23 protein-coding genes are annotated in these 23222 nt (G+C 62.4%); 12 read left to right on the forward strand and 11 right to left on the reverse strand.

Features of this window, described 5'->3' with window-relative positions; all coding sequences use genetic code 11:
- Position 1: 1 nt before the first annotated feature.
- From JFC13_RS00910 to JFC13_RS00920, 3 genes are all read right to left on the reverse strand, one after another.
- Positions 2-901, reverse strand: a complete 900-nt coding sequence (locus JFC13_RS00910) for a macrolide 2'-phosphotransferase (RefSeq protein ID WP_198395237.1) — start codon at positions 899-901, stop codon at positions 2-4.
- Between the two features lie 44 nt (positions 902-945).
- Positions 946-1677 (reverse strand): DUF998 domain-containing protein, encoded by a 732-nt coding sequence (locus JFC13_RS00915; protein WP_198395238.1) that lies wholly within the window; start codon positions 1675-1677, stop codon positions 946-948.
- A 151-nt stretch (positions 1678-1828) separates the two neighbouring features.
- Positions 1829-3130 carry a hypothetical protein gene (locus JFC13_RS00920; protein ID WP_198395239.1) on the reverse strand — a complete coding sequence of 434 codons (1302 nt, stop codon included), beginning with the start codon at positions 3128-3130 and terminating at the stop codon, positions 1829-1831.
- A gap of 83 nt (positions 3131-3213) precedes the next feature.
- Between JFC13_RS00920 and JFC13_RS00925 the strand changes: the two genes are divergently transcribed.
- Positions 3214-3357 carry a GPGG-motif small membrane protein gene (locus JFC13_RS00925; RefSeq protein ID WP_198395240.1) on the forward strand — a complete coding sequence of 48 codons (144 nt, stop codon included), beginning with the start codon at positions 3214-3216 and terminating at the stop codon, positions 3355-3357.
- Positions 3358-3449: 92 nt separating this feature from the next.
- Here JFC13_RS00925 and JFC13_RS00930 read toward each other — a convergent pair whose 3' ends face one another.
- Positions 3450-4361 carry an Ltp family lipoprotein gene (locus JFC13_RS00930; protein WP_198395241.1) on the reverse strand — a complete coding sequence of 304 codons (912 nt, stop codon included), beginning with the start codon at positions 4359-4361 and terminating at the stop codon, positions 3450-3452.
- Positions 4362-4550: 189 nt separating this feature from the next.
- Here JFC13_RS00930 and JFC13_RS00935 point away from each other — a divergent pair, with 189 nt between their 5' ends.
- Positions 4551-5012, forward strand: coding sequence for a nuclear transport factor 2 family protein (locus JFC13_RS00935; protein ID WP_198395242.1), 462 nt, complete (start codon positions 4551-4553; stop codon positions 5010-5012).
- A gap of 136 nt (positions 5013-5148) precedes the next feature.
- On the opposite strand, the gene JFC13_RS00940 is transcribed toward JFC13_RS00935, so the two are convergent.
- Positions 5149-5676 (reverse strand): Dps family protein, encoded by a 528-nt coding sequence (locus JFC13_RS00940; RefSeq protein ID WP_143921168.1) that lies wholly within the window; start codon positions 5674-5676, stop codon positions 5149-5151.
- Positions 5677-5912: 236 nt separating this feature from the next.
- Here JFC13_RS00940 and JFC13_RS00945 point away from each other — a divergent pair, with 236 nt between their 5' ends.
- Entirely contained in the window at positions 5913-7055 is a 1143-nt protein-coding gene (locus JFC13_RS00945) for a phospholipase D-like domain-containing protein (RefSeq protein ID WP_232488025.1), read from the forward strand.
- 45 nt (positions 7056-7100) lie between these two features.
- Here JFC13_RS00945 and JFC13_RS00950 read toward each other — a convergent pair whose 3' ends face one another.
- A complete protein-coding gene (locus JFC13_RS00950) occupies positions 7101-7259 on the reverse strand; it encodes an anti-sigma factor (protein ID WP_198395244.1) in 159 nt (52 codons plus the stop codon).
- Between the two features lie 137 nt (positions 7260-7396).
- Between JFC13_RS00950 and JFC13_RS00955 the strand changes: the two genes are divergently transcribed.
- The 5 genes from JFC13_RS00955 to JFC13_RS00975 are packed head-to-tail and all read left to right on the forward strand — an operon-like array spanning position 7397 to position 11584.
- Positions 7397-8362 carry a zinc-dependent alcohol dehydrogenase gene (locus tag JFC13_RS00955; protein WP_198395245.1) on the forward strand — a complete coding sequence of 322 codons (966 nt, stop codon included), beginning with the start codon at positions 7397-7399 and terminating at the stop codon, positions 8360-8362.
- On the forward strand, positions 8363-8746 hold the full coding sequence (locus tag JFC13_RS00960) for a 6-pyruvoyl trahydropterin synthase family protein (protein WP_198395246.1): 384 nt from the start codon (positions 8363-8365) through the stop codon (positions 8744-8746).
- Positions 8743-9735: a glycosyltransferase family 4 protein gene (locus tag JFC13_RS19765; RefSeq protein WP_198395247.1), complete on the forward strand. Its 993-nt coding sequence runs from the start codon at positions 8743-8745 to the stop codon at positions 9733-9735. Before JFC13_RS00960 ends, JFC13_RS19765 begins: the two co-directional genes overlap by 4 nt.
- Positions 9732-10715 carry a class I SAM-dependent methyltransferase gene (locus JFC13_RS00970; protein ID WP_198395248.1) on the forward strand — a complete coding sequence of 328 codons (984 nt, stop codon included), beginning with the start codon at positions 9732-9734 and terminating at the stop codon, positions 10713-10715. Before JFC13_RS19765 ends, JFC13_RS00970 begins: the two co-directional genes overlap by 4 nt.
- Positions 10712-11584, forward strand: a complete 873-nt coding sequence (locus JFC13_RS00975; RefSeq protein WP_198395249.1) for a lysylphosphatidylglycerol synthase domain-containing protein — start codon at positions 10712-10714, stop codon at positions 11582-11584. Before JFC13_RS00970 ends, JFC13_RS00975 begins: the two co-directional genes overlap by 4 nt.
- Here JFC13_RS00975 and ribA read toward each other — a convergent pair.
- Positions 11514-12926 carry a GTP cyclohydrolase II RibA gene (gene ribA / locus JFC13_RS00980; RefSeq protein WP_198395250.1) on the reverse strand — a complete coding sequence of 471 codons (1413 nt, stop codon included), beginning with the start codon at positions 12924-12926 and terminating at the stop codon, positions 11514-11516. The two genes, JFC13_RS00975 and ribA, sit on opposite strands and share 71 nt — an antisense overlap.
- Positions 12923-13741: a CDP-alcohol phosphatidyltransferase family protein gene (locus JFC13_RS00985; RefSeq protein WP_198395251.1), complete on the reverse strand. Its 819-nt coding sequence runs from the start codon at positions 13739-13741 to the stop codon at positions 12923-12925. Before JFC13_RS00985 ends, ribA begins: the two co-directional genes overlap by 4 nt.
- 122 nt (positions 13742-13863) lie before the next feature.
- On the opposite strand from JFC13_RS00985, the gene JFC13_RS00990 reads away from it, so the two are divergent.
- Complete coding sequence (locus JFC13_RS00990; RefSeq protein WP_198395252.1) at positions 13864-15165, forward strand: amidohydrolase; 1302 nt, start codon at positions 13864-13866, stop codon at positions 15163-15165.
- Positions 15166-15194: 29 nt separating this feature from the next.
- Entirely contained in the window at positions 15195-16700 is a 1506-nt protein-coding gene (locus JFC13_RS00995; protein ID WP_198395253.1) for an acetyl-CoA hydrolase/transferase family protein, read from the forward strand.
- A gap of 81 nt (positions 16701-16781) precedes the next feature.
- Here JFC13_RS00995 and JFC13_RS01000 read toward each other — a convergent pair whose 3' ends face one another.
- The 3 genes from JFC13_RS01000 to JFC13_RS01010 form a co-directional block, all read right to left on the reverse strand.
- Positions 16782-18077 carry an ArgE/DapE family deacylase gene (locus JFC13_RS01000; protein ID WP_198395254.1) on the reverse strand — a complete coding sequence of 432 codons (1296 nt, stop codon included), beginning with the start codon at positions 18075-18077 and terminating at the stop codon, positions 16782-16784.
- Positions 18078-18218: 141 nt separating this feature from the next.
- Positions 18219-19346, reverse strand: a complete 1128-nt coding sequence (locus JFC13_RS01005) for a helix-turn-helix domain-containing protein (protein WP_198395255.1) — start codon at positions 19344-19346, stop codon at positions 18219-18221.
- 112 nt (positions 19347-19458) lie between these two features.
- Positions 19459-20712 carry an SLC13 family permease gene (locus JFC13_RS01010; protein WP_198395256.1) on the reverse strand — a complete coding sequence of 418 codons (1254 nt, stop codon included), beginning with the start codon at positions 20710-20712 and terminating at the stop codon, positions 19459-19461.
- A gap of 328 nt (positions 20713-21040) precedes the next feature.
- On the opposite strand from JFC13_RS01010, the gene JFC13_RS01015 reads away from it, so the two are divergent.
- Both JFC13_RS01015 and JFC13_RS01020 read left to right on the forward strand, forming a co-directional pair.
- A complete protein-coding gene (locus JFC13_RS01015; RefSeq protein ID WP_198395257.1) occupies positions 21041-21508 on the forward strand; it encodes a YybH family protein in 468 nt (155 codons plus the stop codon).
- Positions 21505-22875 (forward strand): purine-cytosine permease family protein, encoded by a 1371-nt coding sequence (locus JFC13_RS01020; protein ID WP_332839301.1) that lies wholly within the window; start codon positions 21505-21507, stop codon positions 22873-22875. Before JFC13_RS01015 ends, JFC13_RS01020 begins: the two co-directional genes overlap by 4 nt.
- Positions 22876-23222 lie beyond the last annotated feature (347 nt).

Here is a 23222-nt window from a genome sequence, read left to right on the forward strand (position 1 = left end):
TTCATTCGGTGGGATTCAGCTGTGTTTTCGCTGCCTCTATATGGTCAGCATCGCCCGTCTGCAGTGCGTAGAGCCCGAGCTCGACCGGCGAGGTAGAGAACAGTTCGCCGCAGTGTTCGGCGAACTTCGGCCACACTTGACCGCCCTTGTCCACATAACGCTGGATCGTCGCATCGAATGCCTGCGCCGAGACGCTGGCATGGTGGAACATGAAGTCCCTGGCCGGGTCGCCGATGGCAGCAGTGGTCCAGTCGAGGATGCTGAGGTTTCTCGCGCCGTCCATGAGCTGGTGTGCCGGATACACCTCGCCATGGGTGAGCGTGGTGAAGGTGGGCCAATAGGCGTCATCGTCGAGCCACGCAGACCACCGCTCACGCAGACTCTGGGCCACATCGAACTCGGCCACAACGCGAGCGATGTCATCGCGTTTACGCAGTCTCACCTCGGCGGGGGAGAACTCATCAATGCCCGAGGAACGCACGAGCGCGGGATCGACGGTGTGGAGCTCGGCGAGGACATCTGCGAGGGACTGGATGTATTCGCCCGACTCGAGGTCGAAATGCCACTGCGGCTGGCCCTGGTCATCGATCGTGAGTCCGGGAGCACCGGGCAACAGCGGATAGGCGATGAGGTCTTCCGTATGGATCTGCCAATCGGGGACCGCGACACTCAGGTGGGGTGCGATGGCACGGAGGAAACGGCCCTCGACGGCGGCTCGGTCGGTGACGTCCGGGCGACGGGGGATCCTCAGCACCCAGGACTGGCCGTCGACCGCCTCGGCGATGGCGACTTGGAAGTCGAGGCCCAGCTCATTGACGTTGATGGTCTCAGGATCTATTTCGAGACCATGCGTACTTGCGAGCTCTCGGATGGTCGTCGTCTGTGAACTGTCGGTTGGCATCTGGTCGCCTTTCGAGAACGGACTCGTTCCGTTGGGATCTACGGTCAGTCTAGGGCGGGGACCTTCGGCTGCGCCCGGTGAATTTTCTGGTCACGCAGGATGACGATGCCGACGATCATCTCCCACACTACGATCGCGTACATACCGATGCGTTCCCAGGTGCCGTCGGCCAGGATGGTTCCGGGAATGACTCGGACGTCGACCTGGAACATGACGATACCGAGGACGCCGACGAGGCCGATCACAACGCTGAAGACACCGAGCAGGCTTCCGCCGCGCACGAGGTGATTGCGGCGCAGTAACAGGGAAAGGCCGAAACATATCGCTGTCAGGTGCCCACCGATGAAGGCGAGGAACGCGCCGAGGAGGTGGATCCCTCCCAGTCCGAGGCTGTTGTTGTGCGCTCCTCCGTTGACCACGGCAATGAGGACCATACCGAGGGCATGGGCAATGGCGAAGACGCTGATCGGCAAACGCAGGGGAAGTCGCGATCCGCGCACCATATATATGGCCGCAGTCGTGAACAAGACGCCGTGGACGAGGAAGGCGATGTTCATGACCATATGCAGCGGCGAATCAATGGCCCGATCACCCAACATTTCGACATCGGGCACGCCGAGATCGCTGATGTAATTCATCGCATATGAATAGTCAGGGAATGCAGATGCGGCAAGAGCCTCGGCGAGGAGATAGACGAGGCCGGCGAGAATCCAGCAGATCGGCGCCGTGGCGCTCGAGCCGGGTTTCGCAGCCGCATCAGATCGGATGTCTCGCATTCTGCTAACACTAGATGGCCCAAAGGTGCAATAAAAGGGTCCATTTGGGCTCTGTGGCACTCGACACGCCGAAGTCGTTACTGTTCAAGCGCTTGTCAGGGGTGAATTGCCGTGCAAATATGAAATCATCCTGTTGATCGGATCCACATGATCAATGAGAACCGAATAGGCAGCAAGGAGAGAGCGCATGAGTACAACTACCATTATCTGGATAGTCGTTGCGATCGTCGTTATTTTGATTGTCGTCGGCATCATCATCGCGGTCAGCCGAAAGGCCGCAGCTAAGAAGCGCGAACACCAGCGCAAGGAGGCCGCCCGGATCCGTCAGGAGACAGCTGAGTCCGAGCATGAAGTCCATGCTCGGGAAGCGGACGCCGATCACCGCAAGGCTGAGGCCAAGAAGGCCGATGCCGACGCTGAGGTTCAGGCCGCAGAGGCTAAGCGCAAGCAGGCTGAAGCCGAGAAGCTGGACGCTGACGCCGCTGAACGCGATCGTCTTGCCCAGGAGAAGCGTCTCGAGCAGGAACGCCAGCTCAAGCGTGCCGATGAGCTCGATCCCGACGTCGACACGCATGGCAACAAGAACGCCGCTCCCGGTGGAGCCGGTGCCGGAGCAGCCGCTGGTGCGGGTGCCGGTGCAGTGGCCGGTCATGACCGTGACGGACACGACCGTCATCACGACGGACGACCCGTTGCCGATGAGCGTCGCGTAGCCGATGACCGTCCAGTCGCTGATGGTCGCCCGGTTGCGGATGAGCGTCATGCGGGCCACGACCCTCGTGCTGCTGATCAGCGTCCCGTCGATGACGGTCGCCCTGTTGCAGACGGTCGTCCTGTTGGTGACGGTCGTCCCGTTGCCGATGAGCATCACGCGAGTCATGATCCTCGTGTCGCCGACCAGCCTCAGGCACCACAGGCTCAGCAGCCGCCGGTTGCAGGCGATCCTCGTGTCGCTGACCAGGGCCAGGCACCTGCAGGCCAGCAGCCGCCAGTGGCCAACGACCCCCGCGTCGCTGACCAGCGTCAGGCTCCGCAGGGCCAGCAGCCGCCGGTCGCGAACGATCATCGCTTTGCCGATCAGGGTCAGGCACCACAGGGACAGCAGCCTCAGGCCCAGCAGCCGCCAGTTGCCGACGACCCCCGGGTCGCTGACCAGCGTCAGGCGCCTGACGGCCAGGATCCGCGCTTCGCAGACAACGGTGCAGGTCGTGCACCAGGTGAGCGCCTCGGCGATCGACCTGTCGACGATGGCCGTCCCGTCGCGGACACCAACCAGCCGGTCGAGGACGATTACCGTATGGGCGGCAACCGTCCAGCTGCGGATGGTCGTGCTCCTCGGGCGCCCGAGGGTGATCCGCGTGCCGCTGAGAACGATCCTCGTCTCAACGACCGCAGCTACGATCCTCGGCCCACCGAGCAGAGGACGTTCGAGGACCCGGACACCCCGCGGCACTGAGAGAGTCTCAGACTCCCACTAGGTTCATAAGCCTGTGGGTGCAACACCAAGTGTTCAACAGTTAGGGAAGGGACAAGACTATGGCTACCATTCTCTGGATCATCGCAGCACTGCTCGTCATTTCGGGCATCTTCGCGATCTTCCGCAAACAGATCCTCTGGGGAGTCATCCTCATCGTGGTCGGTTGCCTCGTCGGTCCGGGTGGAGTGAGCATCTTCACTTGACCTGCTGAGGCACCACTGCGGCGCCCCAACCCACTCCAGGGTTGGGGCGCCGCAGTACGTTGTCAGCAAATGCGCCTGACAGACTGTCAGGATCAGCCGTTGAGGTGCTCGATCGCGTAGTCGGCTTGCGAGGTGGTGAACTGACCGCCATATTCACTGGTCAGCTGGTCGTGGATGGCGGCCGGAGACATCGCCATTTCATTCTGGTAGGTTTTGGCTGACTCGAGCGCATTGCTGTTCCAATCGGCGTCGATATTGTCGACGGCGTACTGGGCAGCATCATCGGTGAACTGACCGCCGTATTCGCTGGTCAGCTGATCGAAGATTCCCTGTTTGCTCATGTGCATCATGTCGGAATAGGTCTCGGCCGAGGTCAGAGCCGAGGTGTACTCAGCCGGAACGCTTGCCTCTTCTTCAGCGGCTGGCTCCTCTTCAACGACCGGTTCTTCTTCAACTGGTTCCTCAACTGCAGTGTCCCCTGCTGGGGCCGCGGCGGGTTCTTCGGCAGGTTCCTCGGCGACGGGGACGTCCTCTGCCGCGGCCTTCTCCTCCGGAGCTTCGTCGGCAAGGGCCTCTTCAATAGGCTCCTCGATGGCTGCAGGTTCGGCCTCGGCGCTGGGAACCGGGTCAGCGATCTGCGTTGAAGCCGTCGACTTCGGCGACAGTGAGCCGATGAGAATCCCCAAGGCAACGAGGACGCCGGTGACGATCCAGGCGGCCTTCTTGTGCTGCTGGTATCCGTTGAGCGGCAGCCCCCGCATGTCCTTCTGTGCGCCGGTGAGAGTGAGAATGAGGTCGACCAGGGCCCAGATGCCGAAACCACCCAATGTGATCAGCTTGAGAATTCCGGTGCCGATCTTTCCCAGATAGAAACGATCGACTCCAAGTCCGCCTAACAGCAGAGAGAAAAGCCATGTTGCAATGAAAGATTTTTGTCCGGTCTGCTGCTGTGGCGGAACCCACGCGCCTGCGTAGGTGGTCGGGGGCATCTGCTGCTGTGTCATTATCACTTCCAGTTTTTTCGATACAAAACAAGTACAGAAATAGTCTACCCTGTAGTTGAACAGTAAACTAGAAATTTGAAGTGATTCTGCTCACCGGATGAAGGTGGCCGCGCAGCTGTTCTGTCAACGCCTGTGCGGGGCTACAGTAGCTGGTGACTCCAGACGTCATTGGCTCAGAGAGGAACCGTCATGTCAGAAGCTCGTCCGCACGTCCCTCCTTTCACCGCCGACACTGCCGCACAGAAGGTGCAGGGCGCCGAAGATGCGTGGAATACCCGCGACCCGCAGAAGGTATCGCTGGCGTACACACCGGATTCGGTGTGGCGCAATCGCAATCAGTTCCTCTCAGGACGCGCGGAGATCGTCGACTTCCTGACCGAAAAGTGGGAACGCGAACTCGACTACGCCCTGCGCAAGAGTCTGTGGTCGTTCAGCGATGACCGGATTGCCGTGCGCTTTCAGTACGAATGGCATGACACGACTGGCCAGTGGTGGCGCAGCTACGGCAACGAACTGTGGGAATTCACCGGTGATGGGCTCATGTCCCGTCGCGAGGCGAGCATCAATGATGTCACCATCGCCGAGGTGGATCGGCGGATATTCGGTCCCCGTCCACCCGAGGAGCACGGTCAGGACATCGATCTCCGCTGACGGAGTGCCACCTCGGCGGCGGTGCTGGGCCCGTGCGGACCGTGCCCAGTGCTGAGGTCACAGAAAGACCACCGGTGATCACGTGATCACCGGTGGCCGTCTGTTTGCGGACCCTCATAGGGGAGGGACAGCCATGTCAGTTCGACGGGGAGCGCGTCTCCGCGCTGAGGAACCACGCCTGCTGCTCCAGCTGTGAGATGAACTCGTGGAAGATGTCTGCCGTGGTCGGGTCGGCCTCATCGACTTCGTCGTGGACCTTGCGCATGGTCGCGACCGTGGCTTCGACGGCGCGCACGCTGAGGTCGATGGCGTCATGAGTCGTGATCTCTCCGGCCGGGAATTCTGGCAGCGACGACTGCTCGGCAACAACGCTGGGGCGACCGTCGGCGGTGGCATGGAGGGCTCTCATCCGCTCGGCAATGCTGTCCGAACCCGTGCGGGCGATGTCCACAACCTCATCGAGGTTGAGGTGGAGGTCGCGGAAGTTGGGGCCCACGATATTCCAATGAGCCTGCTTGGCGACCAGCTGCAGGGCGATGAAGTCGACGAGGACGGACTGCATATTCTTGGCCAGAGCGGGGGAGGCGGTGAAGCCGTGCTCCGCGTTCTCGGCCTTGGTGGTCTTCGTTCCGGCTGGCTGGGGTACCTTGACTGATTGAGCCATGATTCGTTCCTCCTAGAACAGTGCAACGACGTGCCGTATCCGGGCACCTGGTGCCGACCATAGCCCTCATTCTTGGGTATGAGGTTAACGTTGCCCAGAATTGGGAGCGGATACACTGAATCGATATGGAATCCACTCCACGAAATCTTCGTCAGGGAATACAACGTCTCCGCACCATCGCACCCTGGGCTGTTGCCGGGCTCGCCTGCGCCGTTCCCCTCACTATTGGTGCATCGATGGCCATCGACCTGGTGCAGAAGCGTGGTCGCAAACAGCGCAAGGCGCCACGGCCGGGGACGTTCCACACCCGCGTCGAGGACTCCGATCTGAGCATCTATACCGACGGATCGACGCTCTACGATGACATGCTCGACGAGATCGGGTCCGCGACGGAGTCGATTCAGATGGAGACCTTCATCTGGAAGAACGACGAGGTGGGCCAGAAGTTCATCGACGCCTTCAACGCAGCAGCCGAGCGCGGCGTCGACATCCACCTGATCTACGACGGCTTCGCCAACTTGACCATTCCCCGCTCCTTCTACGACCAGCTCGACGAGTCGATCAAGGTTCTGCGGCTGCCGGCGGCCAGGAAGCTCTGGAAGGGGCCGGTGCGTCAAACCGGGTTCAACCACTCCAAGATCCTCGTCATCGACAATGACGTCGCCTTCGTCGGCGGCTTCAACATCGGTTCGCTCTACTCTCGTCACTGGAGGGACACCCACCTCAAAGCGGCCGGACCCGGCACCTGGGGGCTGCGCCAGTCCATCGCGCAGGTGTGGAACGAATTCCATGACTCCGATGAGCAGATCGAATGGGTCAAACCGACCGCATGGGAGTCGAAGCTTCGGGTCTCAGCCAACCTGCCGATACAGCTCGTCTACCCGATCCGCGCGATGTACATCAACGCCTTCGAACGCGCGCAGGACCGGATCTGGCTGACGACACCCTACTTCATCCCCGACCAGCAGCTCCTCAAGGCACTGATCGACGCGGCCGCCCGCGGAGTCGATGTGCGGGTCATGGTGCCCCAGGAATCCAACCACGTCCTCGGCGACTATCTCTCACGAGGATTCTTCGAAGAGATGCTGCGCTCCGAGGTCACAGTTCTGCTCTACGAGGCGGCCATGATCCACTCGAAGATCGCCACGGTCGACGGGAAATGGTCGACGATCGGCACCGCGAACATCGACCGCCTCTCACTGTCATTCAACTATGAGACCAATGTCGAAGTCATCGATCCCGACTTTGCCGCCGAGGTGGAGAAGACCTTCCTCAGCGACGCCGAGCACAGCAGCGTCCTGGGCCGCGACTGGTTGGACCGTCACCCGGTGGCCCACGTCGTCGAAGCCGCGCTGCGGCCAATGCGCCCGTTCCTATGAGTGTCTGAGTAGAAGTCCGGATCCTAAGGAAAGCCCGGGCAGGATTCAGGACAGGAGCTCGGTCAGCGTCTCTGCTTCCTCGGCGCACACGGCGCACCCTGCCAAGTGCACGTCCATGGGCACATCGCGGTAGCTCGAATCGGCAAGCGTGTGTTCGACGTATTCGTCGATGCGAGCGAAACACTCATCACATGACAAGGTCACAGATTCACCTCACTGGACGGGATGGGCGGATTCTCGGCCCGGACTTGCTCCACAACCCAGCTCACCTGCGCTGTTAAGATGTTCGTATGGCTTGGCAGTACTGGACCGAAGCTCACCGACAGGGATGTTGGAGGGAGGTGACGACCCCTCATACAGGGGTGGACGCTGGCGCTGAGGCAGGCGCCGGCGCGAGTCGGATGATGCGGGTGCGCACGACCGCCTCGGCGGTGTCGAAGGGGACCGAGACACTCGTTCAAACCGGTCGAGTGCCACCACGAGTCGCCGAGCTTATGCGAGCCCCGCACCAACTGGGCGATTTCCCCTATCCCGTCTCCTACGGATATCTGGCTGTCGGCGTCGTCGATGAAGGCCCGGCCGAATGGATCGGCACGCGTGTCTTCGGACTGCTGCCCCACCACAGCCATCATCTGGTGACCCCCGACGATGTGTATCCGATCCCCGAGGGCATCACCGATCATCGGGCGCTGCTGGCCGGAGCCGCGGAAACCGGGATCAACATCCTCTGGCAGTCACCCCCGCGCTACAGTGACCGGGTGGCGATCATCGGTGCGGGCATGGTCGGGACCGCCACCGCGCTGTTGGCTTCGCATCTTCCGCTCGAGCGTCTCGAAATCATCGAGACCAACCCTGCACGGCGCACCCTCCTGACTAGCCTGGGCCTGACTGCCCTCGCTCCCGAGGACGCCGGTGATGACTGCGATATCGTCATCCACACCTCGGGGAGCGAAGCCGGTCTGGCGCGCGCCCTCGAGATCGCCGGCGATGACGGGACTATCGTCGAAGCCTCGTGGTATGGGGACACAGAGCCCCAGGTGGCACTCGGCTCTGATTTCCACGCGAGGCGACTGGCGATCGTCGCCAGCCAAGTGGGCCAGATCCCGGCCGGACACCGCGCGCGGAGGACCCGCAGCGAGAGACTGGGTGCCGCACTGAGCGCACTCCACGACGACCGCTTCGACGCCCTCATCACCGGAACTTCGGGGTGGCAGGACCTGCCATGGCTGATGGACGAACTCAGCAGCGACACTGCGCTCGCGACAGCCACCCTGTGCCATGTGCTCGACTACGAAGAAGGATCCTGAATGTTCACCCTCAGCGTCAACGACCACGTCATGATCGCCCACAGTCTTCCGCACGAATTCTTCGGGCCCGCGCAGGCTCTCCACGGTGCCACCCTCGCAGTCGAGGTGACGTTCACCCGGGAGGAGCTCGACGAACATTGTGTCGTCCTTGACATCGGTGAGGCTCTGGCGCTGCTCGACGAGGCCCTGACACCGCTGCGGTACACGAACCTCGATGAGCATCCCGATTTCGCAGGCCGTCTGTCGACGAGCGAAGCGATCGCCGAATACATCGGCACCGACCTCTCCACTTCTCTCGCAGACCGTCCCGAGATCGGGATCACGGTCCACCTGCGCGAGAACCCGCGCGCTGCGGTGTCCTATACCGTTGCGAATCGGCCGTGACCTACACCCTCATCGAACCGGACCTCGGCCGCATCAGCGGGGGACTGCGCTTCAACTCCGAACTCGCCGCCGCGTCCGAGGGGCGGATCGAGCGCATCACCGCGCCTGGAACCTGGGCAGAACCCGCGGGCGAGGATGTGGCCAGGTTGCGCCAGCTGGTTGCACGATGTCAGGAAGCTGGCGATGCTGCGGCTGGGCGGGACCGCCCGGTCCTCATCGACGGGCTTATCGGATGCAGCCTCCGTACACCTCTGCAGGGTCCGATCGTGATCCTCCAGCATTCGCTGGCACAGACACCTGCCGCTGCCCGTCGTGAAGTCGTCTGTCTGCGGTCCGCATCCGCTGTGGTGACGACGAGTGCATTCGCCGCCGCCGAGGTGGCCCGGAAGTACGGCATCACCGCCGAGATGGCCCTGCCCGGAACGCATCCACGTTCCGTGACGCAGCCCGGTTCGCCAGCCCACCTCATCTGCCTCGCAGCGATGGAGGACAACAAGAACCAGCTGTTCCTCGCACACGTCTTTCAGGAGCTGAGACGACGCGGCATCACCGATTGGCGTTGCACCTTCGCCGGGCCCATCACCGACACCGACTATGCCGCGGACGTGCGTGATGCACTGAGTGGACTGAGCTCGGTGGATTGTGTGGGCGAACTCGACGGGGCCGCCGTCGATGAGCTCTACCGGCACGCGGACCTGCTTCTCCTGCCTTCGAAGGCCGAGACCTTCGGGATGGTCGTGCGCGAGGGTGCCGCCGCTGCTATTCCTTCACTCGTGAGCGCGGGCACCGGGGCACAGGAGGCTCTGGTTGCCGGGCACGCACTGGAACTGGACGTCCCCATATGGGCAGATGCCCTGGAACGGTGGATGAGAGACGCGACCTACCGAACCGAACTTGCAGCCACGGCGCTCGAAGCCAGGGAATCCTCTGTGCACGGGTGGGACGAGACAGCGCGCACCATGCTCTCCGTCATGGAGAGCGTCTCATGAACGCCGCAGAACCGGACTGGCTGGATCTGCGGGTGCCCTTCGATGATGCTGCACGACAGTATGCACTTCCGCTCCTGGACATGGCGGCCCGCGCGCTGAGCCTAGACGCAGAACGACAAGTCGGCACAGAACGACCGCTGGTCGTCATCGACCTCGGAGCTGGAACCGGCAACTCCATGCGCTTCTTCGACCGTCACCTCGTACAACGACTGCCGGAACGTCCGCTGCACTGGGTGCTCGTGGATGCCGATGAGTCCGCACTCGAGATCGCCGCCGGCAGGTTCACCACGGCAGTGCGCACGGTCGCTGCCCCCATCACTTCCCTGCCGGGCATCGCTGCCGAAGTGCTTGACGAGGTGCTGACCGAGGTGGGCAAAGCCAGCATGACGGAAGTGGGCACAGCCAAGCCAAGGGACGAGCGGCGAACAGCAGCCGCCGCAGGGACGCCAGATTCGTGTGATCTCCTCATCACCGGCAGTGCCCTGCTCGACGTGCTCACGCGCGATGACCTAACGGCCATCGTCGATACGCTGCATCGTTTCTCCGGGATCGGAATCTTCCTGCTCAGCATCTCCGGCCAGTGGCATCTGACCCCGACACGGCCAGAGGACGGTGTTCTCGATGAGGCGTTCGTCGCCCATCAGCGCCGCGATTCACGCCTTGGCACCCAGGCCGCGCCGGTGCTGGAGACCAAGGCACGCAGCATCGGTGCACGAGTGGAATCATCCGCGAGCCCCTGGCACCTCGAAGCACCACGTGACTCGGAATTCCTCACCCGATTCCTCACCGAACGCGTCGATGCCGCCGTCGAAGAGGGCCCCCGCCTGCGCACGGCCGGTCGAGCATGGTTGACAGACCGATTGGCCCAGGCTGAGCTCCGCGTCGTCGTCGACCATATCGATGTGCTCATCGACGCGACGGGCCACCAGCGCCCGAGGAGATCTCAGCTCAGCACGAGGTCAGACGAGCCGAAGCGATGAGGAAGATGTGGGTGCGGCGGGCGCTGATGTTCCTCATCACCATCGCCCTGCTCGTCCTCACAGTGCGTATAGTCGGGGTCCAGGCCCTGCTCGAAGGCGGACGAGTGGTCACGCCTGTGACGGTCCTCGCCGCGCTGGGCCTCGGTCTTCTCGCCACGACTGCGCAAGCAATGCGGTTCTCTCTGCTGCTGAGGCAGACGGGAACACAGGTGAGTCGCAGCCGAGCTCTTGCCGACTGCTATTCGGCCGGTCTGCTCAACACGATCCTGCCCGGCGGGTTGAGCGGAGATCTTGCTCGTGTCGCCGCCTACCGCAATATCGGCCGCCGCCGGTGGCTGTCTCCGCTCACCGTCGTCGGTGCTGAACGGCTGAGCGCAACCACTTTGCTCTTCATCACGGCCACGCTCGCCCTCATTCCCGTGGCCCCGGCCTTCGCGTGGGTTGCCGCAGCAGTCGCCGTGGTCACCGGGGTCCTCTCCGTCCTGGGCATGCGGGGAATGACAGCATCGACCATCGGGCTCGTGTGGCTGACAGCGGCGGTGACCATCGGATCGTTCTTCGCCCTCTACCTTATTGCGATGCTTGCCCTCGGCGGTCCCGTCATTCCCGCGCTTGCCGTCATCGGCCTCGCGGCGATGAGCATCCCACTGGGCGTCGGCGGCTGGGGAGTGCGCGAAGTCAGTGTGAGTATTCTAGCCGGCAGCCTCGCAAGCTCCGTCGAATGGGCTGTCACCTCGTCGACGGGCTACGGTCTCCTGGCCGCGATCTCAACGCTGCCGGGCGCAATCACACTCATGGTCAGGCTGTGGAGGCAGCACCAGGATGGAGGTCAGGATCCCGTGCAGATCCGTCGCGTGCCAGTTCGCTGAGCAGGTATTCGGTGCACATGTCCTCACCAAACCGGTAGCGCCGGAACGGCCGACGCAGCGCTTCAGCCATAACCTCAGTGCCCACGAAACGGATGCCAGGGACTCCGTTGCCGATGAGCACGGGCGCCGAGGTGAGGAACAGTCGGTCGAGTATGCCGGCCGACAGGAACGACGATACGGTGCGTCCGCCGCCCTCGACGAGGATGGCACCGGAGACACGCTCGCGGATGAGCGAGACGATGGCGGCGGGAGAGATCTCATTCTCTGTCGTCGCTGGCAGCCGAACCATACGGACGTGGTCACCGATGTCCGGTGGGGGGACTATCTCGGCGCCGGTGAGCCATATCGTGGGCGCCTCAGGTGAGGTGAGGACCGTCGCTGTGGCCGGTATCCGACCGTGCGGGTCGAGGACGACTCGCACGGGATTCACGCCGGGGACGGCGCGCACCGTCAGCCGGGGATCGTCGGCGATAACCGTGCCGCAGCCGACGAGGACGGCACCGACGGAAGCCCGGATCCGATGGAGGTGGGCACGGTCGATCTGCCCGGATACGAACTGCGCGTCACCCTTGGACGTCGCGATGAATCCGTCCTCGCTCTGGGCCAGCTGTGCGACGACCTCGTCACCACCGGCGATCGTGTCGTAGACGGCCAGCGTGTTCTCTGCGTACGCTGTGCTCGCGGCGCACTCGGTGTCCGTCTCCGTCTGGTCCTCGTGCGAGTGACCGGCGGGGGCGATATGGTCCATTAGACGGCGTTTGGCCTCGAGATACCCGGCATTCTCTGGTCGGTCTGGCACCTGGAGGCTGAGGCGATCGGCCACCGTGATGCCCATGTCCTCAAGGGCGGTGACCTTGCTGGGGTTCGAGGACAGCAGGGTGATCTGCGGGCAGTCGAGATCGTGGAGGATCGCAGCAGCAGCTGTGTAGTCCCGTGCATCGTCGGGCAGGTCGAGGGCACGATTCGCGGCGACGGTGTCGAGACCGGCGTCCTGGAGGGCGTAGGCGCGCAGCTTGTTCTCCAGTCCGATGCCGCGGCCCTCGTGTCCGCGCAGATAGATGAGAACACCGTCGCCAGCTTGCGCGATAGCCGCGAGCGACGCCGAGAGCTGGTCACCGCAGTCGCAGCGATGCGAGCCGAGGGCATCGCCTGTGAGGCATTCGCTGTGAACTCGTATGAGAGGAGCGTCTGCCTTGGCCGGGTCGCCGATCGACATCACGGCGTGGGCCGTTCCATTGAGAGTGTAGGTGCGAAGCGCGAAGAGCCCGTGGGCGGTGGGCAGTCGGCTCGGCGGCCCGCTGACCAGGCCGGTTGAGTCTATGCTTCCGTGCAAGGCGTTCATCCCTCAAGTGTACGATCACGCTGGCTTTCCGGCTTTTCTGACTTCACCGAAACAGCTTCTGACTTCCCCGAAACAGGCTGGAGCCGGACGGAGCCTTCTGCATATCTGTGGGAATCTTCTGGCGTCTGGGCTCTGGCACGCCTTTCGAGCCACAGGACGTCACGGCCGAAGGAGAAGACGAGTGCGGCAAGGGCGATCGCTGCACTTATGATGCCGATACTCGGATTTTCCAGAGCCAGTGGTGATCCAGCGGTGAGCAGGAGGATTCCTTGACTTGCTGCGATCGTCTTGCGCAGGACCGACGGTGGCAGCTGTTGTCCCCAGGCGGGCCGCAGGAGGGCTGCCCCGCGGAAGAGGTAGTAGAAGGTGCCCGGCAGAACCACCCACCATCCCCAGACTGGAACGAGTGCGACGGAGAAGACGAGGACAACGAGAGCATCGACGGATTCGTCGAAGTCGGCCCCTGCCGAGGTGGCCCCGGTCCGCCGTGCCACATAACCGTCGCAGGCGTCGAGGACGAGCGCCAGCGCACCGATGACGATCGCCAGCCACGAGAAGCCGTCATTACGGATGATGAGGGCAGCGACGACCATGATGAGTCCGAGCCGCACGGTTGTGACGTTATCTGCCGGTTGCCACCTTTCGGCGCGGAACAGACTCTGGCCGGCACCGAGACCGAAGAGGGCGAGCATGATGAGAACAGTTGACCACTGCGGATGGAGCGTGGCAGAGATCAGAGTCGCAGCGCCGAGCAGGGCTAACGGCGTCAGGAGACGGAGGCCGGATGACTTTCCGGATGAGTGGGAAGTGCACATGCATCCGTTTTACCAGAGTTCACGCGGCGGTCAGCAGGCGATGGCCCAGCCTGTGACTATCACCGCCACAGAGGAATAGGATGCGAAGGTATCCTTCTGCCGATCGAATCGAGGCTGCGCACGTGAGCGTGTCACTCCAGCTCCATGACCAACTCACCGCCTGGCGACGGGACTTCCACAAGTTCGCCGAACCGGGATGGACGGAGTTCAGGACCACTTCGGCGATCATCACCGTCCTGCGCGATCTGGGGTGGGACACGACATACGGACCAGAGCTCCACGATGCCGATGCCCGGCTGGGAGTGCCCAGCGCCGAGGTGCTGGCGACCGAACGCGAACGCGCCGTTGAGCAGGGCGCGGACCCGGAGCTCGTCGAGGCGATGGGTGACGGATTCACCGGTGCCCTCGGCATGCTGGAGACCGGACGGCCCGGGCCCGTCGTGTGCTTCCGCTTCGACATCGACTCCAACGATCTGGTGGAACTGGCCGATGAGACCCATCGGCCCTTCGCCGAAGGATTCGCCTCGGTCAACGAGGCTGCCATGCACGGGTGCGGTCATGACGGCCATGCCGCCGTCGGACTGGGGTTGGCCACTTTGCTGACCCAGCGTCGTGACGAACTGACCGGGACAGTGAAGATCATCTTCCAACCCGCCGAGGAGGGGGTGCGTGGCGCTCATTCGATCGTGGCCGCCGGCTGGTTCGACGATGTGGACCTGTTCGTCGCGACCCACCTGAAATCCGATGATGGGAAGGGCAATGTGCTCACCGGGTCCGATGGGTACCTGGCGAGCACGAAGCTCGACGTCACCTTCACCGGCGTCGGATCACACGCCGGGGGAGACCCCGAGAAAGGCAAGAACGCGCTTCTCTCAGCCGCCTCGGCGACGTTGAACCTGCATGCGATACCCCGGCACTCCGAGGGTGCCAGCCGCATCAACGTCGGCACCTTCTATGCCGGTGAGGGCCGCAATGTCGTGCCCAGGGCAGCAACGCTCAGGGTCGAAACGCGCGGCGAGTCGAGCGAGATCAACGAATTCATGCTTGAGCGGGCGCAGGACGTCATCGCTGGTGCCGCGAGGATGTACGACGTCGACTTCGAATCGACTGTAGTCGGCAAGGCGGACCAGGAATCACCGAGTCCGGAACTGCTGCCCTATATCCGGACCTGTTTCGAGGGTGTCGATGGAGTCGCCGAGATCAGCGACACTGGTGGACTGGGCGGATCCGAGGACGCGACGGCGATGATGAAGCGAGTCAAGGAACGCGGCGGCCTGGCGACCTACGTCCAGATCGGCATGGACACCTCCTGGGGGCACCACACCGAACGCTTCGACGTCGACGAGGACATGCTCGCCGTCGGCGTGGAGGCCGAGGCGAAGATTGCGATTGGGGCAGCGGAGTTCCTGGCCGGGTTGAAGTGACACAAACTGCATCCGATAAACTCATGTGAATGTCGAGAATTACGTGCCCTGACCTGAGTTCGAAGGTCGTCACTGCAGAGGCAGCGGCTGTTCTCATCGGTCACGGCGACCGCGTCGCCATGAGTGGATTCACCGGTTCGGGATATCCGAAGTCGGTGCCCGGTGCCATTGCAGTGCAGGCTCGCACTGAGCACGATGCCGGTCGTGACTTCGGTATCGAGCTGTGGACCGGCGCCTCGACCGCACCCGAACTTGACGGAGTCCTCGCCGAGGCGGGAGCCGTGAGCAAACGACTGCCCTTCCAGTCCGACCCGGCAATGAGGAAGTCGATCAACGCCGGCGATACGGAATACGTCGACACACACCTCAGCCACTCGGCCCAGCAGGCGTGGTTCGGCTTCTACGGAGACCTCGACGTCGCCATCGTCGAAGTCGCTGCGATCCTGCCCAACGGTCTGCTGGTTCCCGGCAGCTCGGTCGGCAATTCGAAGACATGGCTCGACCTGGCAGACAAGGTCATTCTCGAGGTCAACTCCTGGCACCCGCGCGCCTACGAAGGATTCCACGACGTCTACTACGGCACCCGCCGCCCACCCGAGCGTCTGCCCATCCAGCTCCTCGAGCCCATGCAGCGCATCGGCGACCCGTACCTGCGCGTGGACCCATCCAAGGTCGTTGCCGTCATTGAGACGAACGCACCCGACCGGAACCTGCCGTTCAAGCCCGCTGACGAGGATTCGAAGGCCATCGCTTCCCACCTCGTGGACTTCCTGCGCCACGAGATCCAGGCCGACAGGCTGCCTGCAGAGCTGCTGCCGCTGCAGTCGGGCGTCGGCAACGTCGCCAACGCCGTTATGGGCAACCTGGCTGACAGCGAATTCGAGGGTCTGAGCGCCTACACCGAGGTCATCCAAGACGGGATGCTCGACCTCATCGACAACGGCAAGCTCGCCTCCGTCTCGGCTACGGCCTTCTCACTGTCGGCCGAGCGTGCCGCCGACTTCAACGAGAACATCGAGTCCTACAAGGGGCGCATCCTCCTGCGCACACAGGAGATGTCGAACCATCCGGAAGCCATCCGCCGCCTCGGCGTCATTGCGATCAACGGGATGGTCGAAGCCGACATCTACGGCAACGTGAACTCCACCCACGTGATGGGTTCGTCCATCATCAACGGCATCGGCGGGTCCGGCGACTTCGCTCGCAATGCCTACCTCAACTTCTTCGTGTCGAACTCCTTGGCAAAAGACGGAATGATCTCCTCGGTAGTGCCCTTCGCCAGCCACATCGACCACACGGAACACGACACCCAGATTCTCGTCACTGAGCAGGGACTGGCCGATCTGCGTGGACTCTCCCCGGTGGCACGAGCACGGACAATCATCGCCAACTGCGCGCACCCGAGCTATCGGGACCGCCTCGGCGACTATCTGGATCGGGCGATCGCAGAGAACCCGAACGGACGCCACACTCCGCACCTGCTGGGTGAGGCGCTGTCCTGGCACGGGAACTTCCAGGCCAACGGGAGCATGTGACGTCCGTCAGTGCGGTTTGCTGAGTCAACCAGTGCGGTTTCCTGAAGCAAGGAGCCGGACTATTTGTCGATCCCGCGTCACCTATTCGTCGATGCCGCACCACTCGGCGATGAAGAGCGCCATGGATTTCGTGCACTTGCGCACGGATTCGATGCTCACACGCTCGTCGAATCCGTGGATGTTCTCCGAGACCGGACCATAGACCAGAGTCGGCATCTGTCCGTAGTTGACGAAGACTCGACCGTCGAGATAGCCGGGAGTGGTGAAGCTCGTGAGCTCGGCGTCGAAGGTCTCACGGTGGGTGCGTTCGAGCAGCTCTTCGGCATCACTGCCGGGCTCGAGGACGTAGCCGTCGGCGTAGAAGCCGTTCGGAGTCAGGACCGTTTCAAAGGTCGGGCGAGCTGAGGAGCCGCCGTCCGCTGACCGTCCGGCGCCGGCATCCCTCACGCATTTCTCGACTTCGGCCCAGGCGTCATCGGCGTTGGTTCCGGGGTAGGTGGCGACGCGGACCTGGAGTTCGCACCAGGCAGGCACGCTCGAGGGCCAGTCGCCGCCGCGGATCTCACCGAAGTTGAAGTTGATCGGGTGGTCGAGGTCCTCGAAATACGGGTGCTCACCCTTCCTGTCATTCCATGTCTGTTCGAGACCGCGCAGAGCCTGCATCACGTCGAACGCGGCATCGATGGCGTTGAAGCCATTGGCCATCTCGCGTGGATGTGTGGGGTTGCCGCTGACTCGGACCGTGAACCACAGAACTCCCACATTGGCTCTGACCAGGGCATCTTCCTCGGGCTCTGAGATGATGACCGCGTCTGCGGTGTATCCGCGCAGCAGTGCCGCCAAGGAACCATTGCCGGTGCATTCCTCCTCGACGACGGATTGGAGGTGGACGCGGCCGGTGAGGTCGAAACCGGCCTGACGGATGGCGTCGAATGCGAACAGATTGGCGATCAGACCTGCCTTCATGTCACCGGCACCGCGGCCGTACATCCACCCGTCGACCACCTCGGCGTCCCAGGGTGAGCGCGACCATCTGTCCTCCGGACCCTGCGGCACGACATCGATGTGGCCGTTGAGGATCAGGGACTTCCCGCTGTCCTGGGCAGGCTGGTACGTGCCGACGATATTGGTCATTCCGGTGTAGTCAACGGTGGAGGGACCGAAGCCGGGGTGGGCCTCCAGCTCGGGGGAATCGATGATCCATCTGTCGATGTCGAGGCCGAGGTTCTGCAGACGGGACTCGATGAGATCCTGTGCGGGCTCCTCATGCTCACGTCTGGACGGCGAATTCACCAGCTCGGCTGTCGCCGCCAGCTGTTGGTCGAATTGGGCGTCGACTGCCGCGAGGATCCGTTGTTGTGCGTCGTTGGTGATCATTGGCTCTCCTTCGAGTGCAGCTCGTTGAGGTGTGGGGTGCTGATTCGAGCCTAGGGGAGCGCGGATGAAGGGGCATTGGATGAATGTCTCGGCTTTGAGCACCGCGGTGTGCATATGAACCTCTGGGCCGGCAATCGTCGGTCAGTACCGTTGCGTGTCCTGCGTCAGAATCAGCGCGATCGCCGCATCACGGGGGATGGTCACGTCCAAACCGGTGATGTCGTGGAAGGACTGCAGACGTTTGAACACGGTGTTCCTGTGGACATAGAGCGAGTCCGCCGCCTCCTGAACCGAACCGTTCTTCAGGTAGGCTGCGATGGTTGTGCCCAGACGCTTCATTCTCTCATCAGACTCTTCGCCCACCGAGCTGACAAAGTCACCGAGCAGTTCATGCTCGAAGCCGCTGATGAGGGGCTCCACCGCGGTGCGGGCGATGGCGGCGAATCCTTCCTTCACAGTGACTGCAGAGCGACCCGGATGAAGCTCGCCGAGGTGTTTGGCCAGTGCCGCTGCCCGTGACACCTGCCCCAATCCGTCGACCTTCGAGATGTGTCCGCCTGCGAGCTCGGGCAGTTCGTCGACCAGGCTGATCAGCGTACGCCGATGACGGAACAGATAGGTCATCTGTTCGTCTTCGTAGGAATGTGCCTCGAGGGTCGAGAAGCTCTGCTCCAGATCATCGGTGATGACATTGGTGGGAAGTGCGATGAGTTCGAATTCACCGTCGTGTCTCATGCCGAGAACCGTGGCGATGGCACTGATGTCGTCATCGACGGCGTGACCGGAGAACAGTTTTGTCAGGGCGCGTTCGCGGGCGGTTCTGCGCGAACGCGCCATTTCCCCCGTCTCGTTGAGAAAGGACCGCTGCACTTCCGTCGCATAACGTTCCACAACGTCGAGGACGCGTTCCCCGTTGTCCATGAGCACGCCGGTGAGATCTGGCTGCGCGGCCCGATGAAGTGCTCGCCACAGCACCCGAAAGTTGATGCGCACAGCCTCAGTGAACTGATCGACTCGCAGGCCCTGTCTGGCACGTCGTCGTCCCAAAGCATCTGGAAGGGACGATTCGTCGGCCATCTGTTCAGCGGTGGACAGCCGCCGGAGGAAGAGGTCGAAGACCTGCTCAGCGGTTCCTGTGAGATCGGAGGCAGGAACGCGGCCGTGGGTGTAGCCCTCATGCTGAGCAAGTTCGGCGAGGAAGTCGTTGAGAAGCTGTGGGGTGTCCTGTCGCACTCGCTCGAGGAGTTCGTGCCAAAGCGGATCGTTCATACTGCATTGTTGCACCGAGGGACTCAAGCCTGGTGAGTTGAGGGACCTGGGCGAGACGAACGGACGCCGGGCCAGGGCTTTCACATGGTCAGCAACCTCGACAGGTCGGCACTCACCTCGTGAGAATCGTCGGCACCGCTGCGACGACCCAGGCCAGTCCGGGACCGATGAGGCACATGAGGCCGGCATAGCCGATCATCTGCTTGTAGTAGCGATCGCGGATCGTCGAGTGCACATTGGCCAGCAGCATCGCACCATTGGTCGAGAACGGACTGATGTCGACGATGGTTGCCGCGATCGCCAGCGCGGCGACGAAGCCGCCCACATGCACGTCGCCTGATTCGAGGAACGGCACGGCCAGGGCGATGACGACGCCGATGATCGCCAACGATGACGCCAATGCAGAGATGAGGCCCGACATGGAGAAGAGCAGAAGGGCAGCCAGCAGCGGGATGCCGATGGCCGAGATCCCGGCCGAGACCCATTCGACGGTACCCGCGGCCTGGAGCACGGCGATGTAGGTGAGGACTCCGGTGATGAGAATGACGACCGACCATGACACCTTGGTCATCGCGGCCTTACCCGCTGCCGGGTTGATGAAGGTGAGAACGATGGCGATTGTGATCGTCACGATCCCGACGTCCCAGCTGAATATCAGCACGGACAGCGCCATCGCGATGAGTCCGATCAGGGTCGGCACCTGGCTCCGAGTCAATCTGGTGGTGCTTGTCTCAGCTTCGGCGGACAGGGCTTCGTCCGCCTCGGCGCGCAATCCAGGTCGCCGATGAAGGACGAAGTAGACGACGAGAGCGAAGACCACGTTGAAGATCAGCGGCGCCAAGAACAACGACAACGGTGTCGGAGTCAGGCCGTTCGTGGCCAGGTAGTCGTTGATGAAGATGCCGTAGACGCTGATGGGGGAGAAAGCCCCGGCCAGTGCACCGTGGACGACGAGGAGGCCGACCATGAACTGGTTGATCCGATGTCTACGTGCGAACGACAACGCCAGCGGCGCGATGATGGCCACGGCGAAGAGCGCACCCAAGGAGATGAGGATCGCGGTGAGGGCGAAGAAGATCCACGGCATGAGCGCTGTCCGACCGCCTACGAGCTTGACGCACCAATTGACGATGACTTCGATGACGCCGTTGTTCTGGGCGAAGCCGAACAGAAAGGTCAGTCCCACAAGGGTGAGGAAAAGGTCGACGGGGAAGCCGGCGAGGAACTCCTCTGGGGCCTGGTGGAGGACGAGTCCGCCGACTCCTGCCGCTGCGACGAAGCCCAGCAGGCCCATGTTGATGTCACGCCATGTGCCGATGACGAACATCAGGCCGAGGACGATCACGCAGATCAGTTCCGCACTCATGGAAGCAGTGTCTCCTTCATCTTCACTATGACGATCATCGACCCACGTTTCGGCGGGGTCTGCGGATGGAGCCGCATATCACACGTTGTTCAACCTAAGCGAAATCTCAATTGCTGACAGCGCTATCTCGCAATGCAGGCAGCGGCGTGGGCGTGGAGTGCGCCGCTGCGGGTGGCCGGTGGCGCAGTCCGCAGTGGATAAGCAACTCGACAATCACTCCACTGCGTACAGTGTGCTGAGTCACCAAATCACTAGAGTTTCACTCGGTCCATCAGCTCTGACTGCGACCGCCCGCGAGAACCTGCGACAAAGAAAGTTGACGATCGTCATGCCCAACGATGTGAATGAACCCAGCCACGCCGAGGTGCTTCGCGCCGCCGACGCCATCGTCGCCGCATTTGCGACGACCGATGCGAAGGCCTACTTCGCAGCCTTTGCCCCCGACGCCACATTCATCTTCCATCCAGAGAGCAACCGCTTGGACTCACGTGCGGAGTACGAGGAGACGTGGGACTCATGGATAGCCGAGGGATGGTCAGTCGCCGACTGCGTCTCCTCAGCCAGGCTCGTGCAGACTTTCCCGGGCGGAGCGGTCTTCTCTCACACCGTCGATACGACGGTGACGACGAGGGAGGGCGCGGAATCGTATCGGGAACGTGAGAGCATCATCTTCCGCCACCTCGGCGACGGAAATCTCCTGGCGATCCACGAACACCTGTCGACTGTCCCCGACGCTGTACCTGCGGATGCGTCCGCTGATGCAGAGCCCAACGCCGCCGAGGTGGTCGCCCAGTGAACTGGTATCGCAGCCTCGAGTCGCGCTTGGAATCCGGAAGCGACGACTCCGGAGTCATCCGCGGGCACTTGGGCACCAGACGAATGTTCATGATCTGGTTGGCCGCCAACCTCGTCGTGACAACCATGCTCACCGGCACACTCTTCGTCCCGGGCATCGACTACCTCACCGCCGTCGTGGTCATCATCGCAGGCACGATCATCGGCACAATCGTGCTCACTCTGATCGGGAACATCGGCACCCGCACCGGCCTGGCCACCATGGCGATCACCCGGGGAGCATTCGGCCCCAAAGGCAGTTATCTGCCTGTCGCAGCCAACGTCGTCATCCTCATGGGCTGGAGCTGGGTCCAAGCCATGCTCGCGGGCATCAGCGTCAACTTCGTCGTCGCGCAGACGACCGGATTCTCCAACCCGATCCTCTTCTCCGTTCTGTGCCAGGCCCTGGTCGTCGGGCTTGCCATCCTCGGGCACGAGGGCATCGAGAAGGCCGAACCTTGGTTCGCGCTCCTCATTCTGCTGGTCATGGCCTATGTCTTCGTCATCGCCTTCAACGGGCACTCACCGAGCGAATACACTGCGATTCGGGCCGATCCCAGTCTGGAATTCACCCCGGTGCTCGCTCTCGATATCGTCATCTCGACTGCGATCTCGTGGACTGTGCTCTCTGGTGACCTCAACCGCCTGGCCAAGAGCCAGAAGTCAGGGATCATCGGCTCGGGCCTCGGCTATATCGCCTCCACGGTGCTTGCTATGGTCCTCGGTCTCACCGCCTTCAGCTACATCCTCCTCGACGGCGCAGACGCGGCTCCCTTCGACCCGACCGCGCTGGCCGCGGAATTCGGGTGGGCGTTGGCGATCGTCATCTTCCTGTCCGTGATGGCGACGAACACGATGGTCGTCTACGGCATGGTCAACTCGGTCGTCGGCGCGCAGAGCCGGACGAAGCTGAAGTTCCTGCCAGTGGCATTGGTGCTCGGAATCGTCTCGATCCTCGGATCGACCTGGTTGGCCCTGCTCGACCAGTACACCGACTTCCTCACAATGATCGGGGCCTTCTTCGTTCCCGTGTTCGCGATCCTCATCGTCGATTACTACATCATCAAGCGCCGGACCTATACGAGGGACATCTTGAGTGACGCGGGAGGTATCTACTCCTACTCGCGCGGCGTCAATTGGGTCGCAGTCGCAGTGTGGATAGTCGGCGCCATTGTGTCCTACCTGCTCACCTATGCATTCCCGAGTCCGATGGGGGCAACGATCCCGTCGTTCGTCGCCTCATTCCTTCTGTATCTGGGGCTCTCATGGCGTTCACGACAGCAGTTCGCCGAGGTTGCCAGCAGTCACCTGTCGAAGTCCAGTGACTGAGTGGGTTGGGCTGACAGTGCCGCACGACAGTACTCGTGTCAGTGCCGTCTGCAATCATTGAACAACAAAATGATCCGGACGGCACTGATGCTTCAATGGAGAATCAGAAATGATCATCAATCAGGTCTATACAAGTGATATTCGAATAATATAGAATGTAACCAGCAGTTAACCTGGTCAGTGTTCTACTCACTCTTCCCGACATAGATGTACGAGGCAGGTGATACACGATGAAAAACACATCCGAAACGCATGACGGGCAACGTAGCGAACGAAGCGAGAAACCCGACTCTGCCGGCGAAGGCGCCGGCGCGAGTGCAGATGAAAGTGCGTCGCCACGTTACAGC

Origin of the sequence: Brevibacterium antiquum, assembly GCF_016107655.1 — a bacterium.
GTDB lineage: Bacteria > Actinomycetota > Actinomycetes > Actinomycetales > Brevibacteriaceae > Brevibacterium > Brevibacterium antiquum.

Bases quoted from the DNA above. Each gene is read 5' to 3' on its own strand.
- JFC13_RS00910 (WP_198395237.1), bottom strand. From the start codon at position 901: ATGCCAACCGACAGTTCACAGACGACGACCATCCGAGAGCTCGCAAGT.
- JFC13_RS00915 (WP_198395238.1), bottom strand. From the start codon at position 1,677: ATGCGAGACATCCGATCTGATGCGGCTGCGAAACCCGGCTCGAGCGCC.
- JFC13_RS00925 (WP_198395240.1), top strand. From the start codon at position 3,214: ATGGCTACCATTCTCTGGATCATCGCAGCACTGCTCGTCATTTCGGGC.
- JFC13_RS00930 (WP_198395241.1), bottom strand. From the start codon at position 4,361: ATGACACAGCAGCAGATGCCCCCGACCACCTACGCAGGCGCGTGGGTT.
- JFC13_RS00935 (WP_198395242.1), top strand. From the start codon at position 4,551: ATGTCAGAAGCTCGTCCGCACGTCCCTCCTTTCACCGCCGACACTGCC.
- JFC13_RS00940 (WP_143921168.1), bottom strand. From the start codon at position 5,676: ATGGCTCAATCAGTCAAGGTACCCCAGCCAGCCGGAACGAAGACCACC.
- JFC13_RS00945 (WP_232488025.1), top strand. From the start codon at position 5,913: ATGGCCATCGACCTGGTGCAGAAGCGTGGTCGCAAACAGCGCAAGGCG.
- JFC13_RS00960 (WP_198395246.1), top strand. From the start codon at position 8,363: ATGTTCACCCTCAGCGTCAACGACCACGTCATGATCGCCCACAGTCTT.
- JFC13_RS00970 (WP_198395248.1), top strand. From the start codon at position 9,732: ATGAACGCCGCAGAACCGGACTGGCTGGATCTGCGGGTGCCCTTCGAT.
- JFC13_RS00975 (WP_198395249.1), top strand. From the start codon at position 10,712: ATGAGGAAGATGTGGGTGCGGCGGGCGCTGATGTTCCTCATCACCATC.
- ribA (WP_198395250.1), bottom strand. From the start codon at position 12,926: ATGAACGCCTTGCACGGAAGCATAGACTCAACCGGCCTGGTCAGCGGG.
- JFC13_RS00985 (WP_198395251.1), bottom strand. From the start codon at position 13,741: ATGTGCACTTCCCACTCATCCGGAAAGTCATCCGGCCTCCGTCTCCTG.
- JFC13_RS00995 (WP_198395253.1), top strand. From the start codon at position 15,195: ATGTCGAGAATTACGTGCCCTGACCTGAGTTCGAAGGTCGTCACTGCA.
- JFC13_RS01000 (WP_198395254.1), bottom strand. From the start codon at position 18,077: ATGATCACCAACGACGCACAACAACGGATCCTCGCGGCAGTCGACGCC.
- JFC13_RS01005 (WP_198395255.1), bottom strand. From the start codon at position 19,346: ATGAACGATCCGCTTTGGCACGAACTCCTCGAGCGAGTGCGACAGGAC.
- JFC13_RS01010 (WP_198395256.1), bottom strand. From the start codon at position 20,712: ATGAGTGCGGAACTGATCTGCGTGATCGTCCTCGGCCTGATGTTCGTC.
- JFC13_RS01015 (WP_198395257.1), top strand. From the start codon at position 21,041: ATGCCCAACGATGTGAATGAACCCAGCCACGCCGAGGTGCTTCGCGCC.